This is a genomic window from Novosphingobium sp. LASN5T (assembly GCF_003856955.1).
Classification (GTDB): Bacteria; Pseudomonadota; Alphaproteobacteria; order Sphingomonadales; family Sphingomonadaceae; genus Novosphingobium.
Genome location: NZ_RQSI01000015.1, coordinates 18,810 through 34,372, shown reverse-complemented (window position 1 = coordinate 34,372; position 15,563 = coordinate 18,810). Strand labels below are relative to the sequence as shown.

The 15,563-nt window shown below is 66.8% G+C and carries 15 protein-coding genes; 10 read left to right on the top strand and 5 right to left on the bottom strand.

Going from position 1 to position 15,563, the window contains the following annotated elements; all coding sequences use genetic code 11:
* Positions 1 to 187 precede the first annotated feature (187 nt).
* A complete protein-coding gene (locus EH199_RS11800; protein ID WP_190287244.1) occupies positions 188 to 1,459 on the top strand; it encodes a Rieske 2Fe-2S domain-containing protein in 1,272 nt (423 codons plus the stop codon).
* Between the two features lie 110 nt (positions 1,460 to 1,569).
* On the opposite strand, the gene EH199_RS11795 is transcribed toward EH199_RS11800, so the two are convergent.
* On the bottom strand, positions 1,570 to 2,016 hold the full coding sequence (locus EH199_RS11795; protein WP_124809452.1) for a DoxX family protein: 447 nt from the start codon (positions 2,014 to 2,016) through the stop codon (positions 1,570 to 1,572).
* A gap of 74 nt (positions 2,017 to 2,090) precedes the next feature.
* A complete protein-coding gene (locus EH199_RS11790) occupies positions 2,091 to 2,354 on the bottom strand; it encodes a DUF2282 domain-containing protein (protein ID WP_124809451.1) in 264 nt (87 codons plus the stop codon).
* Between the two features lie 175 nt (positions 2,355 to 2,529).
* On the opposite strand from EH199_RS11790, the gene EH199_RS11785 reads away from it, so the two are divergent.
* From EH199_RS11785 to EH199_RS11760, 6 genes are all read left to right on the top strand, one after another.
* Complete coding sequence (locus EH199_RS11785; RefSeq protein WP_124809450.1) at positions 2,530 to 3,069, top strand: sigma-70 family RNA polymerase sigma factor; 540 nt, start codon at positions 2,530 to 2,532, stop codon at positions 3,067 to 3,069.
* Positions 3,066 to 3,707 (top strand): DUF1109 domain-containing protein, encoded by a 642-nt coding sequence (locus tag EH199_RS11780; RefSeq protein WP_124809449.1) that lies wholly within the window; start codon positions 3,066 to 3,068, stop codon positions 3,705 to 3,707. Before EH199_RS11785 ends, EH199_RS11780 begins: the two co-directional genes overlap by 4 nt.
* Positions 3,708 to 3,784: 77 nt before the next feature.
* Complete coding sequence (locus EH199_RS11775) at positions 3,785 to 4,054, top strand: hypothetical protein (RefSeq protein WP_124809448.1); 270 nt, start codon at positions 3,785 to 3,787, stop codon at positions 4,052 to 4,054.
* Between the two features lie 72 nt (positions 4,055 to 4,126).
* On the top strand, positions 4,127 to 4,963 hold the full coding sequence (locus EH199_RS11770; RefSeq protein ID WP_124809447.1) for a DUF692 domain-containing protein: 837 nt from the start codon (positions 4,127 to 4,129) through the stop codon (positions 4,961 to 4,963).
* Positions 4,954 to 5,733 carry a DNA-binding domain-containing protein gene (locus tag EH199_RS11765; RefSeq protein WP_124809446.1) on the top strand — a complete coding sequence of 260 codons (780 nt, stop codon included), beginning with the start codon at positions 4,954 to 4,956 and terminating at the stop codon, positions 5,731 to 5,733. Before EH199_RS11770 ends, EH199_RS11765 begins: the two co-directional genes overlap by 10 nt.
* 133 nt (positions 5,734 to 5,866) lie before the next feature.
* A complete protein-coding gene (locus EH199_RS11760; protein ID WP_370449685.1) occupies positions 5,867 to 7,165 on the top strand; it encodes a chloride channel protein in 1,299 nt (432 codons plus the stop codon).
* Here the strand turns inward: EH199_RS11760 and EH199_RS11755 are convergent.
* The 3 genes from EH199_RS11755 to EH199_RS11745 are packed head-to-tail and all read right to left on the bottom strand — an operon-like array spanning position 7,162 to position 9,829.
* Complete coding sequence (locus EH199_RS11755; protein WP_124809444.1) at positions 7,162 to 7,479, bottom strand: 2Fe-2S iron-sulfur cluster-binding protein; 318 nt, start codon at positions 7,477 to 7,479, stop codon at positions 7,162 to 7,164. The two genes, EH199_RS11760 and EH199_RS11755, sit on opposite strands and share 4 nt — an antisense overlap.
* Positions 7,480 to 7,506: 27 nt before the next feature.
* The gene (locus EH199_RS11750) at positions 7,507 to 8,931 is read right to left on the bottom strand and encodes an aldehyde dehydrogenase family protein (RefSeq protein WP_124809443.1); all 1,425 of its coding nucleotides are present in this window, start codon (positions 8,929 to 8,931) and stop codon (positions 7,507 to 7,509) included.
* Between the two features lie 7 nt (positions 8,932 to 8,938).
* Positions 8,939 to 9,829, bottom strand: a complete 891-nt coding sequence (locus tag EH199_RS11745; RefSeq protein WP_124809442.1) for a fumarylacetoacetate hydrolase family protein — start codon at positions 9,827 to 9,829, stop codon at positions 8,939 to 8,941.
* 123 nt (positions 9,830 to 9,952) lie between these two features.
* Here EH199_RS11745 and EH199_RS11740 point away from each other — a divergent pair, with 123 nt between their 5' ends.
* From EH199_RS11740 to EH199_RS11730, 3 genes are all read left to right on the top strand, one after another.
* Positions 9,953 to 10,756 (top strand): acetoacetate decarboxylase family protein, encoded by an 804-nt coding sequence (locus EH199_RS11740; RefSeq protein ID WP_124809441.1) that lies wholly within the window; start codon positions 9,953 to 9,955, stop codon positions 10,754 to 10,756.
* 456 nt (positions 10,757 to 11,212) lie between these two features.
* On the top strand, positions 11,213 to 14,026 hold the full coding sequence (locus EH199_RS11735) for a TonB-dependent receptor domain-containing protein (protein ID WP_124809440.1): 2,814 nt from the start codon (positions 11,213 to 11,215) through the stop codon (positions 14,024 to 14,026).
* Positions 14,013 to 15,551 (top strand): MmgE/PrpD family protein, encoded by a 1,539-nt coding sequence (locus EH199_RS11730; protein WP_190287243.1) that lies wholly within the window; start codon positions 14,013 to 14,015, stop codon positions 15,549 to 15,551. The genes EH199_RS11735 and EH199_RS11730 overlap by 14 nt, the downstream gene beginning before the upstream one ends.
* The last annotated feature ends 12 nt before the right edge of the window (positions 15,552 to 15,563 follow it).

Genomic DNA, 15,563 nt, shown 5'->3' with positions numbered 1-15,563 from the left:
TTCTTGGGCGGCTGAATTATTAATTCCGGCTATCATGAAATATAGGGCTCCGCAAGCGGGTGCGTGGGCCTCGCGCCCCTCCCGCATGAATTATTTCTTGCCAACAGGAATTATCGTCCTAGCCTTGGGGGAAATCCGCAAGGCGGCCTTTGCGGCCGACCTTGGCACCGCGATTGGGAGATCGAACATGCTGAACGCCGCCGACAACACCCTGCTTACCCGGATCGGGCCAGGCACGCCGATGGGCACCATGCTTCGGGAATACTGGGTGCCGGCGTGCCGCTCGGCCAAGCTGGAAGCCGATGGCGCGCCGGAGAAGGTCCGCCTTTTCGGCGAGAACTTCGTCGCCTTCCGCGCGACCGACGGACGAGTCGGCTTTCTGCAGGAAGCGTGCCCGCATCGTTGCGCGAGCCTGCGCCTGGCGCGCAACGAAGGGAACGGCCTGCGCTGCATTTTCCATGGCTGGAAGTTCAGCGTCGACGGCGAATGCGTCGATGCCCCCACGGAACCGCGCGGCCAGCGGGAACGGTTTGCGCAAAGCGTGCCCGTCCGCAGCCATCCCACGCGCGAGGCCGGCGGGCTCGTGTGGGTCTACATGGGCGCGCAAGAGACGCCCCCGCCCTTCCCCGACTTCGAGTTCACGCAACTGCCCGATGCGCACGTGTTCCCCTTGCGCGGGATCATCAAGACCAACTGGCTGCAGGGTCTCGAAGCCCTGCTCGACAGCGCGCACGTGACATTCCTGCACGCCACCAATCTCGACAGCGCGGTCGGCCGGTCGCTCTTTCTGGAAGAGAGCGACATGATGCTGGGTGACGGCGCGCCGGTGTTCGAGTTCGACGAAAAGCCCTATGGCTTCACCGAAGGAGCGATCCGCACGGAACTGGGCGATCAGGACTATGCCCGGGTGCGCGAGGTCGCCCTGCCCTTCTTCAGCTTCATCCCCGCCGCCCCCACCGGCGCGCGGATCGTGTGCTGCTCGATTCCGATCGACGACGAAACCACCGCGCAATGGTACATATCCTATGACGCCGACGCGCCCGTCGATGGCAGCAACCTGACGCTGATGGGCAACTGGAGCGGTGATCCCGACCATTTCAATTCGGACATGGGCGATGAATCCAACCTCTGGCATCAGAACCGCGAAGCGATGAAGGCCGGCCACTGGTCCGGCATCGTCAACCGCGGCAACCCCTACGAGGATTTCGCCGTGCAGGAATCGATGGGGACCATCGTGGACCGCAGCCGCGAATACCTCGGCACGTGCGACCGCGTAATCTACCGTGCGCGCCGCATGTTGCTCGATGCGGTCCGGTCTTATGAATCGACGTCGACCGTACCGTTCACCGGTCCCCAGGCGGAACTGCGAACCATCCGCGCGCTAAGCTTCGCCTACCCCAAGACAGAAAACTGGCGCGATGTCCGGCAAGCCCTGCTCGCCGGACACGAAAGCGCTTAGGGCGGAACCCGTCGCTCTGCGCCCCCGATCTGGCGCCCCACAAATTTGCGCGTGGATCGGCGCAAAATGTTCTGACGACAGGCACCGCGCGAAACGGCGAGCGGTGCCTTTTAGCGTGCGGCCCGCGATCTGGTGAGCACGGCATCAAGCGAGAAGCGGCCACCGCCACGCAGCACCAGCGGCAGCAGCAGCGCGGCCCAGGTCAGGTGCGTGGGCCAGGCGTCGGGATAGACGAAGATCTCGATCACCGCCGTCATGCCCAGCAGGCCGAATGCGGCGATGCGCGTGCCGAGGCCAAGGACGAGCATGGTCGAGAACAGGTGTTCGGCGATCGTGGCCATCCACGCCGCCAGCACCGGCGGCAGCAATGGCAGCGCATATTCGCTGCGGAACAGCTCGAACGTGCCGTCGGTGATCGTGAACAGGCCTTCCACTTTCGATCGGCCCGACAGGAAGAAGACCGGCGCGATGGCGATCCGGTCGAGCAGGAGCAGCACGTCGTCGCTGCCGATCCGCGCGACAAGGACGCCTAAACCGGATTTGCGTTCAGGGTTCATGAGCCGTCTCCCAGGCAAAAGGAAGGGCCCGGCCGGTGAGGAACGGGGGCAAGTCAACCGGCCGGGCAGGAGCTTCAGGTACGGGGGGTTAGCGACCCGAAGCCCTTTGGCGTGCGGATGTGCGTGCAGGTGCCGGCCTTCACCAGCTTCCAGGCATCGCCCTGGTAGTCGACGCGCGAGGTTCCGGCGCAGCTGGTGCCGGCGCCGGCCTTGCAGTCGTTCTTGCCGGCCTTGGCCACGCCGTAGCACTTTTCCATTTGCGGCGCGTCCGCCGCGCTGACAGCGGTGCTGGCGCCGATGGCGATGGCGGCAGCCAGCGCCGCGTGCGTGATTTTCATGATCCATTCTCCTTTGCGGGTTTCGTTGATCCACCGGCCGTATCAGGTCCGACCACCGCATTTCGATCAGGGGCGCGGTCCGGTTACGGACATCGACCGGTAAAATTTTTGCCGGATTGCCTGTCCGGCTGTAACCATCGGCCCTTCGGCCCCGAAACGGCTTCGGGAAATGCACATGCAGGCAAGCGAAGATCAACTGAAGGCGTGGATGACACGCGGGCTGGACGGCGATGCGGCCGCGCACCAGTTGCTGTTGCGCGGGCTGCTGCCGGTGCTGCGCCAGTTCTATCGCCGCCGGATGAGCGGGCGCGAGGACGATGTGGAAGACCTTGTCCAGGAAACACTGATCGCGGTTCACCAGCGGCGCATCACATACGATCCCGCGCGGCCGCTGATGGCCTGGGTTTTCGCGATCGCGCGCTACAAGATGATCGACAGCTTCAGGCGTACTGGGCGGACGTGCGCGATCGAGGGATTGGAGGACATTCTCGTCGTCGAAGGCTTCGAGGACGCCAGCAACGCCCGTTCGGACGTCTCCCGCCTGCTCGATACGATCCCGGCCAAACAGGCGGCCGCCATCCGGGCCACGCGGATAGACGGACTCAGCACGGCCGAAGCCGCCGCTCGGCACGCCATGGGCGAATCCGACGTTAAAGTATCCGTGCATCGCGGGCTGAAAGCGCTCGCCGCACGGGTCAGGGACACATTGAAATGAACACCGACGACCTCATCGACAGCCTGACGAAGGACGTCAAACCCATGCCGCGCCATGCCTTGCGCCGGAGGCTGATCGCCGGCTTGATCCTTGGGGGCGGAGGGACTCTGCTTGCCGTCGGCGTATGGCTGGGCTTCCGGCCCGATCTGTGGATCGCCATGCATGGTGGCGCGTTCTGGATGAAGTGGCTCTACACCGCGTCCCTGGCCCTCTGCGCGACACTGGCGACCGCGCGGCTCGGCAGGCCCGATGGCGGCGCGCTCGGCTGGCTGTGGATCATGGCCTTGCCGGTGGCTGGCCTTGCGGCGATCAGCATCGCGGAAATGGCCAAGACGCCCTCGTCCGAATGGATGGCGATGTGGCTGGGCGCGAGCTGGAAGATCTGTTCGCGCAACGTATTCCTGCTGGCGATCCCGATTTTCGGAGGGCTGCTGTGGTCGTTCCGGCGGCTGGCCCCCACGCGGCTGCGCGCCGCGGGCGCCACCGCCGGCCTCACGGCGGGCGCCTGGGCGGCCACGCTCTATTGCCTGCATTGCCCGGAAGTCTCGGCGATTTTCGTGTTGACGTGGTATTCGCTCGGCATCGCGCTGGCAGCGTTGACGGGCGCGATGCTGGGGCCGAAATTACTGCGGTGGTGACTCGCAAAAATCTGTAACCGTCGCAGCCGGTCGCCCGAAGTACCAATGCCACTCAGGCAAGTCTTCAGGAGAATACCATGAAAGCGTCCACCAAGAGCATCAGCTTCGCCGCCACCGCCGCCCTGATCGCCGCCGCTTCGATGGCCGGCAGCACGCCCGCGCTGGCCAAGCATCACGAAGCGCCCAAGGTCGCCTGCTATGGCATCAACGCCTGCAAGGGCCAGTCCGATTGCAAGTCGGGCAACCATGACTGCAAGGGCATGAACGACTGCAAGGGTCAGGGTTTCAAGGACACGACCGCGGCCGAATGCACCAAGGCCGGCGGCAGCCTGACCGCTCCGCGCTGATTTGCGGCCTGTGCCGGTCGCGCGTCCGCGCGCGGCCGGCGGGTCCGCACCAACCCTGCCGGAGCGCCCCTCATGACATCTCCCCTCGCTCCCCGTTTCGGGCTGGGTTTGCGCAAGCCGCACTACCATGACTTTCTGGAAGGCGACGTTCCGGTCGATTTTGTCGAGGTCATCTCCGAAAACTTCATGGTCCCTGGCGGGCGCCCGCGCGACGTGCTGCGCCGGGTGCGCGAAAAGCATCCCGTGGCGCTGCACGGCGTCTCGATGTCGATCGGTTCCGCCGACGGCATCGATCGCGACTATCTGCTGCGGCTCAGGGCGCTGGCGGACGAGGTGGAGCCGATGCTTGTTTCGGATCACCTGTGCTGGACGCGCACCGGCGGGTTCAATTCGCACGACCTGCTGCCCCTGCCCTATACGGAAGAGGCGCTGGACGTGGTGTGCCGCAACGTCGATCGGGCGCAGGACATTCTGCGGCGGGCGCTGGTGATCGAGAACCCGTCCAGCTACCTCGCCTTTACCGGCGCGGAGATGACCGAGTGGGAATTCATCGCCGCGCTGTGCCAGCGTACCGGCTGCGGCCTGCTGCTCGATGTGAACAACATTCACGTCAGTGCGGTGAACCACGGCTTCGATGCGCACGCCTATGTCGCCGGTGTGCCGCTGGAGCAGGTCCGCCAGATCCATCTCGCCGGCCACACGCAGGGCCGCGAACTGCTGATCGACACGCACGACCAGCCCGTGCCCGATCCGGTCTGGGCCTTGTTCGGCACGGTGATGCGCAAGCTCGGCACCGACGTCGCCGTGATGATCGAGCGCGACGACAACATCCCGCCGCTGGCCGATCTGCTCGACGAACTGGACGTCGCTCGCTCGATTGCGCGCAACGGAAGCCCGGCATGGGCCTGAACACGACCAAGCCGCACGCGAACAGCCTCGGCGCGATGCAAGCCGACTTCCGCCGGTGGCTGGCCGAAGCGGACGAAAGCGCGGCCGAGCGCCTGCCGCTCGCCGACCGGCGCGGTCTTTCGGTTTACCAGAACAATTATCGCGCGCAGTTGATGGACTGCCTGGAAGCGAGCTATCCTCAGACGCTGGCCCTGATCGGCGCAGACGCTTTCCGCAGCGCCGCCGCCCATCATGTCGATGCCGTGCCGCCGCACAGCTGGACACTTGACGAATATGCCGAAGGCCTGCCGGGGACGCTGGCGGCGCTGTTTCCGGACCAGCCCGAAGCGGCGGACCTCGCCCGGCTGGAACTGGCGCTGGCCGAAGCCTTCGTCGCGCCCGACGCCCCTGCCCTGTCGCTGGCCGACATTCCCGACGTGGCCTGGGATACCGCCACGCTGCGGCTCGTCCCCTCGGCAACCTTCCTCGCTCTTTCCACCAACGCTGCCGACATATGGGCCGCGTTGAACCGCGAGGAAACACCACCCGCCGCCGATCATGACGGCGGGGTGCGCGCGCTGATCCTGTGGCGGCACGATTTCACCTGCTGCTTTCAGCTGATGGACGCGCAGGAAGCGGCCCTGCTGCCCCGCCTCGCCACCGGCTTGCGTTTCGAGACGATGTGCGAGGAACTGGTCGAGGCGCTGGGGCCAGACCACGGCATCGCGCTGGCGGGTGAACTGCTCGCGCGTTGGAGTCAGGCGGGCCTGCTGCGGCACCCCGATCGCTGAAGCCAAAGCCCTGTAGAATCACGCCATGCCAACCTGCCGGGTGGACATTCCCCCGCCATCGCCCGCATAGAGCGATGCGAATGCAAGGCGGCTCCACCAGTTGATGGCCGCCGGCACCGGAAAGGCCCTTGTCGTGAATCCCCTCCAGCGCTTTCTTCCCCGGCGGGTCCGCATTCTGCTGCGCCGCCACGGGCCGGAAGCGTTCATCTGGCGGCGGCGCGTGGCGCTGCTGGGCGGCGGCACCCTCATCGGGCTGGTCGCGCTGCTGTTCGCCACCCTGGCCGACAGGGCGAACGAGGGCTTTCAGGACATCGTCGCGCACTGGTGGTGGATGCCGCTGGTGCTGACGCCCGCCGGGTTCGTCGCCTTCGCCTGGCTGACCCTGCGCCTTGCACCGGCGGCCAAGGGATCGGGCATTCCGCAGGTGATGGCCGCGACCAAAGACCCCGGAGCGGCGCTCGGCGGTCTCGTGTCGGGGCGGACCGCGATCGTGAAATTCTTCCTGACCATTGGGGCGCTGCTGTTCGGGGCTTCCGTGGGACGCGAAGGGCCGACCGTACAGATCGCCGCCGCGATCATGGGCTATTCCCACCGGCTGATGCGGGTGCCGCTGCGCGCTTCGGTCTATATTGCCGGCGGTGCGGCGGGCGTGGCCGCGGCTTTCAACACGCCACTGGCGGGCGTGGCCTTCGCCATCGAGGAACTCGCCGCCGCCTATGAACAGCGCACCACGCTGCTGGTCATGGCGACCGTGCTGATCGCGGGCATGGTTAGCCTGGGCCTTGCCGGCGACTACGTCTATTTCGGCGAGATGCGCCAGACGCTGAACGTCACGCAAGCGCTCGTCGCGACGCCGGTGGCGGGCGTGCTGGGCGGCCTTGCCGGCGGCTGCTTCTCGCACCTGATGCTGTCGGCCGGCACGACGCGCTTCGCGCCGATGGCCTGGTTACGGGCACGGCCGCTGCTGCTGGCGCTCGGCTGCGGGCTGGTCGTCGCCGGTCTCGGCGTCGCGACCGGCCTGACGTGGGGCACCGGCTATCAGGCGGCGCGCAGCGTGATCGAGGGGCGCGATGTGCCGCTGTGGTTCGGCGCGGCCAAATTTGCGGCAACGCTGGCCACGGTCGTTTCCGGCCTGCCCGGCGGCATCTTCGCGCCCTCGCTCTCGATCGGGGCGGGGATCGGCGACATGCTGCGCAGCCTGCTACCCGGCTATCCGGCAGGCGCGGTGGTGCTGCTGGGCATGGTCGCCTATTTCAGCGGCGTGGTGCGCGCCCCGCTGACGTCGGTGATCATCATTTCGGAGACGACCGCCAGCCGGGGCCTGATGATGCCGCTGCTGGCCGCCGCGCTGATCGGCGATTTCGCGGCCAGCACGATCAGCCACGAAAAGCTCTACCACGGCCTGTCGCTGCGCTTCCTGCCCAGGGACTAGCCTTCCGGAACAAGCCTCACGCGGATGCCGTCGAGCGCTGGCACCAGCGGAATCTGGCACGAAAGGCGCGACCCGGAAGCGCGGTCGTCCACGCTGTCGAGCAGGTCGTTCTCGTCAGGCGACAGGGTGGGCAACAACCCCACGTAGGCATCGTCGATCACGACATGGCACGTTGCGCAGGAACAGCACCCGCCACACAGCGCCATGACCTCGTCGAAACCGTTTTCGCGCAGGGCCTCCATTAGCGACAGGCCTTCGCCCGCGTCGATGGTCCGGACCTCGCCGGCGAGGTTTTCCACGATCACTCCAATCATATCCCGCTCTTCCCGTATCGGTTCCGATCAGGCCGCTCCGCCATAGACCGATTTGACTTCCAGAAATTCGCGCAGTCCGTAAACGCCCCATTCGCGGCCATTGCCGGACATCTTGTACCCGCCGAACGGGGCTGCGCTGTCGAGCGAAGCGCCGTTGAGGTGGACCATGCCCGTGCGCAGTCGCGCGACGACGTCGCGGCACGCGTCGAGGTCGGCGCCCCAGACGTAGCCGGACAGGCCATAGGGCGTGTCGTTGGCGATCTGCACCGCCTGCTCCACCGTATCGTAGGCGATGATCGACAGGACTGGGCCGAACACTTCCTCGCGCGCGACGGTCATCGCGGGCGTGACATCGCCCAGCACGGTCGGCCGCACGAACAGACCCGGCTTCAGCGCCTCCGGGCATTCCGGGCCACCCGCAAGCAGCGTCGCACCTTCCGCGACCGCCTGCTCGATCATGCCCACCACGCGGCGGTACTGCGGCGCGTTGGCGATCGGCCCCATGAACGGGTCATCGGCGGGCAACCCGACGCTGAGCGCATCGGCCGCCTGTGCCGCCAGCGCGTGTACCTCCGCAAGGCGCGCACGCGGGACCAGCAGGCGCGTCGGCGCGTTGCAGCTCTGCCCGCTGTTGCCCATGCAGCCGCGCACGCTGGCCGGGATGGCCTTCGCCAGATCGGCATCGGGCAGCACGATATTGGCGGATTTTCCGCCCAGTTCCAGCGCCACGCGCTTGACCGTGGGGGCGGCATTCACCGAAATCGCCACGCCCGCGCGCGTCGATCCGGTGAACGAGACCATGTCCACGTCCGGGTGCCGCGTCAGCGCGTCGCCAATGCCCGGCCCGGTGCCATGGACGAGGTTGAACACGCCGGGTGGCACGCCCACGCTGTCGATCACTTCGGCCAGGATCGCGGCGTCGATCGGCGCGAGTTCGCTGGGCTTGAGCACCATCGTACAGCCGGCGGCCAGCGCCGGGGCGACCTTGGTCGCAATCTGGTTCATCGGCCAGTTCCACGGCGTGATCAGCACGCAGACGCCGATCGGTTCGTGCCGTAGCAGCGTGGTGCCGAGCGGCTCCTCGAACGCGAACGTCTCCATCACGCGGATGATCTCGCCGAAGTGCTGCGGTCCCGAAGGGGCCTGCGCCCGCCGGGCAAGACCTTTCGGCGCACCCATTTCGGCCGAGATTGCATCCGCGATCTCGTCGTTGCGGGCGATCAGCGCTTCGTTGATCGCCCGGATCAGCGACAGCCGTTCGGCGGGCCGCACCTGCGACCACGAGGAAAACGCCGCGCGGGCCGCCGCGATCGCGGCTTCGGCATCGTCGGCATCGCCCAGCGCGACTTCGGCGACGGTGGAAAGGTCCGCCGGGTTTATGACGGGCGCGCGGTCCGCCCCGTGCGGCGCGATCCAGCGGCCGCCGATGTAGAACCGGGTGGTATCGGCCATCGCGCGCCTACTTCTTCTCGTCCAGACGGGATTCGTAGAACTGCGCGCCCTGTCCGCCGGCCGCGCGCTTGCCCCGGAACTCCCAGTCGCCGCCCATCGCGGTGGAGATGACTTCCTCGGATTCGGTCGGCTGCGCGCCGCAATCGTCGCGGATCGGCGTGGGGCCATGGACGATGCGGTTGGCCAGCCGCCCCAGCCCCTCGACTTCGACTTCCACCAGATCGCCGGGCTGCACAGGCCGGCTGTTGGCCGGCGTGCCCGAAAGCAGCACGTCGCCCGGCTCCAGCGTGATCGTCCGCGCGATATCGGCGACCAGATAGTGCATGTCCCATTCCATGTTGGCGGTGGTATCGTCCTGGCGCAGCTCGCCGTTGACGTAAGTGCGGATGCGCTTGTTGCGGAAATCCCATCCGGTCACGAGGCCGGGGCCGATCGGGCAAAGCGTGTCCGATCCCTTCACGCGCAGCATCGAGCCAGCGTCGGTATCGCGGAAATCGTGGAGACCGTAGTCGTTCGCCACGCTGTAGCCGGCGATGTAGTCGGCCGCCTCGGACGGCGCGATATTGCGGCAGGTGCGGCCGATGACGATCGCGATCTCGCCTTCGTAGTTCAGCCACTTGCAGCGTTCGGGGCGCACCACATCACCCTTGTGCGTGTTCAGCGCCGTCGGCGGCTTGTGGAAATAGGTGGGCGCGGGCGGCAGCTTGGTGATGAACTCGTCGACCCGGCTGTGGTAGTTCAGGTGGACGCAGACGATCTTGCTGGGGTTGCACGGCGGCAGGTGCACCGCATCGTCCACACCGATCGAGCGGCCATCGCGCGTCACCAGCAGATCGCCTTCGCGGGTGGTGAGGATCGGATAGCCATCCAGAAGGATGCGGCGGTACTCGACGGTCATGAGAAACTCCCTGGCTGTTGCCGCCAGTCCTAGCGGTGCCGCGGCGCACGGGATTGGCCGAGTTGGCCAAGTTGCGTCGGGCGGCACCGCCTAGAACCGCCGCAATTGCCACGGGGAGTCATCATGTCCGATCTCAAGGGTCTGTTCTATCCGCGCACGCCGTCGGGCAAGGCGTCGATCGTGCCGCCGGTGCCCTGGCACTATTCGGGCGAACTGATCACGCTCGAATACCGGACCGACCCCGCCCGGGTTGCGGCGCTGCTGCCCAATGGCTTCGAGCCGGCCGACGAGGACCCCGGCGCCGTCGCCGCGATCTGGGCCGACTGGCAAAGCGTGAGCGAGGAACCCGGCCACCTGCTCGATCCCGTGCGCGTGCAGTACAAGGAGATGTTCTTCGTCGTCCGCTGCAAGTTCGAGGGCAAGCATTATTCGCGCTGCATCTATATCTGGGTGGACAAGGAATTCGCGGTGCTGCGCGGCCAGCACCAGGGCTATCCCAAGAAGCTCGGCTCGATCCACATGAGCCGCCCTGTCGTGGTCGGCAAGGCCGGCCCCCGGCTGGAGCCGGGCGGCACCTTCGGCGTGACGCTGGCGGCCTTCGACCGGCGCCTGGCGGAAGGCCGCTTCACCATCACCGATACGGCGGAGAAGCCCGGGTTCGTCAACGGCCTGCCGATGGCGCACAACCGCTGGATGCCCTCGATCGAGACCGACGGCACCGACAGCCTTGACGAAGTGGTGACGATGGCAAGCTACGACGTCGACTTCGGCCGCTGCTTCAAGGGCGATTTCGACCTGTCGCTGTTCGATTCCCCGGTGGAGGAACTGCTCGATATCGCCCCGCAGGAAAAGATCGCCGGGTACTGGCACGAAGTGGGCGTTTCGTGGAAGGCGGGAACCACGCTGCGCCGGCGCAACCGCGTGTAATGCGCCGCGCCCGCCGCGCGGATTGAACCAGTAGACTTGTTCTTGCCCATGCGGGCTTGCGAAATCGGGCGGTGATCATGCCGTACCTCCCGACCTCCGGTCACGCCGGCATGTCGTCGATATAAATGCCGGCGGTGGGGAGCGCTCACCGCCGAATCGACGCCATGGATCGAAGCGCGCATGCAGGCGACGCTCACCGGCACGGCACCTTCAGAACCAACTCCGAGCACCGCATAGCGGTCATGGCGATCGTATCCGTACCCCCGCTCGTGCGGGCGTCGACGGCTTGCGCCATCACGTCTGTTCGGGCGGTCAATGCTCGCAACGCGTTGAGGCGCTTGCCCCGTCGATTCGGTGCCGCGTTCCGGCCTCGTGCCGCGGCACTTGACAGTCATGCTGAAAACAGAATAGTTCTATGTTCAGAACTAATAATTCCAACGACTGGGGAGAGTGATAATGACGCTTGGATCAGGCGAGCGCCGTCTGCGGGCAGCCTTGTGCGCCGGATGCGCACTGGCGCTGGCGATACCGGCTGGAGCGATGGCGCAGGCCACGCCTCAGAACACCGACACAGCCACAGACGAAGCACCGGACGCCGCCGCCATCGTGGTGACCGCGTCGCGCGCAGCACCCAACGGCGCGGATGCCCCCACGCCGACGACGGTGCTGGGTGCCGGCGCGATCGATGCGCGCCAAGTGTCCAACGTGGCCGCCCTGCTCAACGAGCAGCCGGCCTTCCGCGCCACGACCAGCCCGAGCGCCAACGCCATCCGCACCCAGACCCCGGGCGCGTCGACGGCGGATCTGCGTGGCCTTGGCGCCGCGCGCACGCTCGTCCTCGTCAACGGTGCGCGCGTGCCCCCTCTCGCCCCGGCCAGCAACGGCACGGGCACCACGCCGAGCGCGCCGGACCTCAACACCATCCCCACGCTCATGGTCGAACGCGTCGAAGTCGTGACCGGCGGCGCATCGGCGCAGTGGGGATCGGACGCCGTGGCCGGTGTCGTCAACATCATCCTCAAGAACCGCTTCAAGGGTCTGGAACTGCGCGGCCAGGCCGGCGTGAGCACGTATGGCGATGCCGGCAATTATCGCCTGGCCGCACTGGGCGGTGTCGAATTCGGCGAGGGCGGCCACATCGTCGCTGGTGTCGACTATGTGAAAAACAACGAGGTGGGCGACATCTATTCGCGGCCGTGGGGCGCCAACGAATATGGCCGTGTCGCCAACGCGGCCTTCGCCACCAACGGCCAGCCGGCCAACATCATCGCCAGCAACGTTCACGCGGGCTCCTCGCCCGGCGGGCTGATCACCGGCCCGGCGGGCTTCGCGCTGCGCAACTACGAGTTCACCTCGGCCACCACGGTTGCGCCTTTCGATGGCGGCGGCATCCGCAATGCCTCGCTGCAGGTCGGTGGACAGGGCAAGTCGCTGGCGCAGGGCGTTTCGCTGGCGCCGAGCGTCGAGCGCTTCAATCCCTATCTGCACGCCGAATACGAGTTCAGCGACGCGCTCACCGTCATGGCGGAGGCATCCTACTCGCAGACCACCGCCCATCTCACGGCGCTGCCACCGCGCGATTCGTCCGTCACCATTCTGGCCAGCAATCCCTTCATCCCGGACGTCGTGCGCACGGCGATGGGCGCGTTGCCCAGCTTCACCATTTCGCGCCTCGATTACGATATCGGCCTGTTCAAGGTGAACGTCACCAACAAGACGCCGCGTCTGATGGCCGGCGCCTCGGGCAAGCTGGGCGGCGGGTGGTCGTGGGATGCGCATGTTACCTGGGCGCAGAATGACTACAGGCAGACCGTTCCCAACAACCGCAACCTGACCAAGTTCCGTTTCGCCACCGATGCCGTTCGTTCGGGCAACGATATCGTGTGTCGCGCCACGGTTCCCGGTCCATCCTTCAACGCCGCCGCTGCTGGCTGCGTACCGATCAACCTTTTCGGCAACGGGACGCCGTCGGCCGCAGCGATCAACTACATTCTGGATACCTCGGTCGCGACCGCCAAGTATGAGCAGGTGACGGCAGCGGCGAACCTGCGCGGTTCGCCCTTCTCGACGTGGGCTGGCCCTGTCTCGATCGCGCTCGGCGCCGAATATCGCCGCGAGAAGGAAGTCGTCGGTGCCGATGCCGTGGCCGCCGCCGGTCTCTATGAAACGTCGAACGCCGCGCCTTACAGCGGCCGCTTCAACGTCAAGGAAGGTTATGTGGAGGCGCTCGTCCCGCTCGCCCGCGATCTGCCGGGCCTGCGCTCGCTCGATCTCAACGGCGCCGTGCGCGTGGCCGGCTACAGCACCGCCGGCACGCAGACGACGTGGAAGGGCGGGGCGGTCTGGGAGCCGTTCGACGGCCTGCGCCTGCGCGGCACCCGTTCGCGCGACATCCGGGCGCCCGCCATCTTCGAAACCTCTTCGGCCGGCGCGGTCACCAACCTGTCCGCCACGGTGAACGGGGTAACCGCCGCACTCATCCCGCAGAACGCCACGATCGGCAATGCGGCGCTCCGACCGGAAAAGGCGGACACGCTAACGATCGGCGCCGTCATCAATCCCCGCTTCGCGCCGCGCTTCACGCTGTCGGTCGACTATTACAACATCAACCTGAAGGACGCGGTCACCACCGTTTCCGGCACGGTGGCGGGCAATCTCTGCTCGGCGGGGCAGACCTATTTCTGCTCGCTCTTCACGTTCGCGGGCACCACGCCGACGGCCTACAACGCCCGCTATCTGAACGCCGCCTCGCTGCGCACGAATGGCCTCGACATCGCCGGCAACTACCGCCTGCCGCTCGATACGATCCATGACGGGTGGAAGGGATCGCTGACACTGAGCTTCAGCGGAACCTACGTGTTCCACTACTACAGCAACCTCGGCAACGGATCGGCGACGATCGACTATGTCCGGGACAACAGCCCGGCCGGTTTGCCGCGCTTCCGCTCCAACACGTCTCTTACCTATCAGCGCGGCGGCTTCTCGCTGACCGGGCAGGTCACCACCATCTCGGCGGGCAACATCGACAATACGGCAAACCTGAATGCCGCCACCTCGATCAACACCAACCGCGTGCCCGCCTATCAATACCTGAACCTGCAGATCAGCCAGGAGGTCGGGGAAAGGTTCCGCCTGTTCGCGGGTGTGAACAACGTCTTCAACACCGCCCCGCCGGCGCTGCCTTCGACGACTGTCTTCACGCTGACGAACGGGATCTACTATGACACGATCGGTCGGGCTTTCACGCTGGGCGCCAATGTCCGCTTCTGATCCGCTGGCGGTCGGCCGCCGTTCCGTCCTTGCCGGCGCGGCGCTGGCGATCCCGGCGGCGTCGCTGGCGGCAGCATCGGCTCCGCCTCCGGCGCCCGCCACCACCCGGGCGCCAAGGCAGCGGCCCGCGCCGAGCGTCGCCGATGGCGGCCTCAGCGGCCTCATCGCCAACCACGTCGCCACCGCCACGTTCGCGCAGTTGGACGCGGGCGCGTTGGAGCGCGCCAAGCTTCGCCTGCTCGACGTGATCGGCTGCACCATCGGTGGCGTGCGCGGCGAAGGGCAGGCGGCCGTGTCGGGGATGCTCGCCAGCGCCAGCGGCGGCGAGGCGAGCGTCTTCGGCACCGGCCGCAAGGCTTCGGTGGCGGACGCGGCGATGGCCAATGCCATGCTCGCCCGCGCCTTCGACTTCGAGGTGATGACGGTGAAGGTGCGCGACGTGATCTCGCCTTCGCACAACGCCCCGACCTCGGTGATGACGGCGCTGGCGCTGGCCGAAGCCGCGCATTCTGACGGGCGCAAGTTCATCACCACGATGGCGATCGGGGATGATTTCTCGGCCCGTTCGATCGCGGCGTCGGGGCTCGATTTCAACGATGGCTGGGATGGCGTGCCGCTGCATGTCACCATGGCTGCCGCCGCGATCGCGGCCAATGCGCGCGGGCTTTCGCCGGAAAAGACTCGGCAGGCGCTGGGCATTGCCGCGGATCAGATCGGCGGAACGGTCCAGAACGTCTGGGACGGTGCCAACAGCTGGAAGATCCTCCAGGGCACGGCTGCCCGGAACGGCATCGTCGCCGCGCATTTCGCCGAGATAGGCTGGAGCGGCATGACCGACCCGTTGCTGTCCCCGTGCGGCTTCTACGCCCAGTTCACCGCGGGCTGCGCGCGGCCCGATCTGCTGACCGGCGGATTGGGGCAGGAATGGAATGGCGAGATCTATTTCAAGCCCTGGCCATCCTGCGCGGCCAACCATCCGGCGATCGAAAGCGCGCTCACCCTGCGCGCGCGCGAAAAACTCGATCCCCAGGCGATCGACTCCGTCACGATCCAGGTCGAGCCGCGCATCCTGGGCCTGTTCATCGCCAAGCCGCTGCTGCCGGGGCCGTCGCTGCATTCGCAGGCCAATTTCAACCTGCGTTTCGCCTGCTCCGTCGCGCTGCTGCGCGGCGATCTGCGGCAGGAAGACTATGCACCTTCCGCCATCGCCGATCCGGCACTGACCAGCCTGATCGAGCGCACGACGCTCGCCGCGTTGCCGGCCGGTGAGAAGGGAATCGTCCTGACCGTGCGCCGCCGCGATGGCAAGGTGTTGACGGAAACGCTTCGCGGGCGTCCGCGCCACTATGCGGGCAGCACGGCACAGGAAGTCGAAGCCAAGTTCCATCAACAGGTCGCCTTCGCCGGCAACGTGCCGGAATCCGTCGCCAACGAGCTGCGGCAGCGGATCGGCGCGATCGAGAAGGAAACCGACATGGCGTCCTTCGCGGCGCTGCTCGCCAACGCCACGCGGTTCCCTGCCTGAACCGCCATCCCG

Coding starts and splice junctions, on each gene's coding strand:
- EH199_RS11800 (WP_190287244.1), top strand. CDS start 188: ATGCTGAACGCCGCCGACAACACCCTGCTTACCCGGATCGGGCCAGGC.
- EH199_RS11795 (WP_124809452.1), bottom strand. CDS start 2,016: ATGAACCCTGAACGCAAATCCGGTTTAGGCGTCCTTGTCGCGCGGATC.
- EH199_RS11790 (WP_124809451.1), bottom strand. CDS start 2,354: ATGAAAATCACGCACGCGGCGCTGGCTGCCGCCATCGCCATCGGCGCC.
- EH199_RS11785 (WP_124809450.1), top strand. CDS start 2,530: ATGCAGGCAAGCGAAGATCAACTGAAGGCGTGGATGACACGCGGGCTG.
- EH199_RS11780 (WP_124809449.1), top strand. CDS start 3,066: ATGAACACCGACGACCTCATCGACAGCCTGACGAAGGACGTCAAACCC.
- EH199_RS11775 (WP_124809448.1), top strand. CDS start 3,785: ATGAAAGCGTCCACCAAGAGCATCAGCTTCGCCGCCACCGCCGCCCTG.
- EH199_RS11770 (WP_124809447.1), top strand. CDS start 4,127: ATGACATCTCCCCTCGCTCCCCGTTTCGGGCTGGGTTTGCGCAAGCCG.
- EH199_RS11765 (WP_124809446.1), top strand. CDS start 4,954: ATGGGCCTGAACACGACCAAGCCGCACGCGAACAGCCTCGGCGCGATG.
- EH199_RS11755 (WP_124809444.1), bottom strand. CDS start 7,479: ATGATTGGAGTGATCGTGGAAAACCTCGCCGGCGAGGTCCGGACCATC.
- EH199_RS11750 (WP_124809443.1), bottom strand. CDS start 8,931: ATGGCCGATACCACCCGGTTCTACATCGGCGGCCGCTGGATCGCGCCG.
- EH199_RS11745 (WP_124809442.1), bottom strand. CDS start 9,829: ATGACCGTCGAGTACCGCCGCATCCTTCTGGATGGCTATCCGATCCTC.
- EH199_RS11740 (WP_124809441.1), top strand. CDS start 9,953: ATGTCCGATCTCAAGGGTCTGTTCTATCCGCGCACGCCGTCGGGCAAG.
- EH199_RS11735 (WP_124809440.1), top strand. CDS start 11,213: ATGACGCTTGGATCAGGCGAGCGCCGTCTGCGGGCAGCCTTGTGCGCC.
- EH199_RS11730 (WP_190287243.1), top strand. CDS start 14,013: ATGTCCGCTTCTGATCCGCTGGCGGTCGGCCGCCGTTCCGTCCTTGCC.